At 62.9% G+C, this 1,923-nt stretch carries 3 protein-coding genes and 1 pseudogene; all 4 read left to right on the forward strand.

The window, feature by feature from the left end; genetic code table 11:
* Positions 1 to 4: 4 nt before the first annotated feature.
* Positions 5 to 154, forward strand: a complete 150-nt coding sequence (locus CJ301_RS18445) for a metal-sensing transcriptional repressor (RefSeq protein ID WP_301553824.1) — start codon at positions 5 to 7, stop codon at positions 152 to 154.
* A 37-nt stretch (positions 155 to 191) separates the two neighbouring features.
* The gene (locus CJ301_RS18450; RefSeq protein ID WP_099278780.1) at positions 192 to 641 is read left to right on the forward strand and encodes an ion channel; all 450 of its coding nucleotides are present in this window, start codon (positions 192 to 194) and stop codon (positions 639 to 641) included.
* Between the two features lie 116 nt (positions 642 to 757).
* Complete coding sequence (locus CJ301_RS18455) at positions 758 to 1,378, forward strand: L,D-transpeptidase (RefSeq protein ID WP_173812398.1); 621 nt, start codon at positions 758 to 760, stop codon at positions 1,376 to 1,378.
* Positions 1,379 to 1,641: 263 nt separating this feature from the next.
* Positions 1,642 to 1,923: pseudogene (locus CJ301_RS18465) on the forward strand (hypothetical protein); the annotation flags it as partial.

Raw genomic sequence — 1,923 nt, forward strand, 5'->3', positions numbered from 1 at the left:
CGCCGTGCGCTCGGCGCTCAAGGCGGTGGAACGGCTCCTGATCGAAGACCACGCCAACCACTGCATGGAGGCGGCGATCCTGTCGGGCGACGCCGATGAGCAGCGCTCCAAGTTCCGCGAGATGGTCGCCCTGCTCGAGAAGGCGCGGGATTGATCGGGAACGGATCTGCCCCGATCCTCATTGAGCCCGCATGATCCAGGCTATCTTGCTCTCGATCCTCGTCGTCGCGATCTGCACCGCGATCCATTACGGGACGCTGAAGACCGTGTCCGATGCGATCGCCCGCGGTGGCAACACAAAGCGTGGTCGCCACCTCGCGCTAACCGTCGGCGCGGTTACCACTGCGCATGTGATCGAAGCGCTGGTCTACACGGCGATCTTCCTATGGGCGGCGCGGGGGCTGGGGATTGGCGAACTGAACGTGCCGGGCCCTGAGACCAAGGACGTAGGCATCATGGATTATTTCTACTTCTCGTTGGTCAATTTCACCACGCTGGGGCGGGGCGACCTGAACCCGGACGGCCATCTGCGGTTCATCACCGGGATCGAGGCTTTCCATGGCTTCCTGATGATCACTGCGTCGGGTTCGTTCATGCTTCAGGTGATGGGCGGCAAGGTGCCCCTGACCGAGAGTGGCTGACTGGTTCGTGTGTGGCGCCGGAGCAGGTTCTTCCGGCATATCGATTTGAGTGATGAACCCACAGAGCCGGGCAGACTTTCAGTCATGGTAACCGGTCGAGCATTGAGGCGAATGGCATGCAAAGACGACAGTTTCTGACACGGGCCGCAGGTTTTGGAGCGGCAAGCGCTTGGCTTCCCGGATCGGCATGGGCGCATTCCAGCCAGGAATTGCCTGAGAAGTTCCTGCCGCGCGAAGTCGAGATCGCGGCGGGTATCGCCCCCGGGGAGATCCACGTGATGCCGGACGAGTTCGCGCTCTACTGGACGCTGCCGGAGGGCAGGGCCATCCGCTACAGCGTCGGCGTCGGGCGTAACGACCTTTATCATGCCGGACGCTATGTCGTGCAGGTGAAGAAAGAGTGGCCGAGCTGGAAGCCTACGCCGGCCATGGTGAAGCGGGAGCCCGAAAAATATGAGAAGTATGCGGAAGACGGGATGCCCGGTGGGCTCGACAATCCGCTCGGCGCGCGGGCGCTCTATCTCTTCGTCGACGGCCGCGACACCTATCTGCGCATCCATGGCACCAACCAGCCTTCGACCATTGGTCGAGCGGTCTCGAACGGCTGCGCGCGGCTCGTGAACGACCACATCATCGAGCTCTACGAGAAGGTCCCTCTGGGCACGAAGGTCTATCTCTACCCGAAGGCGGGCAACCCCTACAACCCGGACCAGCACGGCATGGACCACCACAGTTGAATAGGACGGCTTTCGTAGCCCTTGCCGACCATTGCAGCGATGTCGCACAGGATGATCTCGCGCAGCACGCGGTCGGTGTGGTGCCAAATGTGGCCGGGGGCGTCATGCCGCAGGACAGGCAGGGGCGGAACCCGCTGGCTTTCGTACGGTGGAGGGCGGTGCCGTTGTCGAGATAGCGCTGCGGCCCTTCCATGTCTGCGTTCCCGGCCATTAGCGGGGCCAGGCTTTGCCTCGCCCACCGGTTTCAACGATACCATTGCACCATGGACATCACCTTTCAGACGCTGCTGCCTGCCTTCGGTCTCGGGCTGCTCGGCTTCGTCGAGCCCTGCACACTCGGGGCGCATGTGCTGTTTCTCGAGGGGCAGCGACACCGCCCCGCTGCGCAGAGGATGAGTGCGGCACTGGTTTTCTTGATGGCGAGGATTGTCGTGATGGGCGGCTTCGGCGGTCTGGTCGTTCTGCTTGGACAGAGGCTTGTCGGAGTGCAGACGGGCATGTGGCTGGTCTTCGGGGCGGTGTACCTGAGCCTGGGCACCGCGATC

This window comes from Limimaricola cinnabarinus (assembly GCF_002723615.1).
Classification (GTDB): Bacteria; Pseudomonadota; Alphaproteobacteria; order Rhodobacterales; family Rhodobacteraceae; genus Limimaricola; species Limimaricola cinnabarinus_B.

Bases quoted from the DNA above. Each gene is read 5' to 3' on its own strand.
- CJ301_RS18450 (WP_099278780.1), top strand. From the start codon at position 192: ATGATCCAGGCTATCTTGCTCTCGATCCTCGTCGTCGCGATCTGCACC.
- CJ301_RS18455 (WP_173812398.1), top strand. From the start codon at position 758: ATGCAAAGACGACAGTTTCTGACACGGGCCGCAGGTTTTGGAGCGGCA.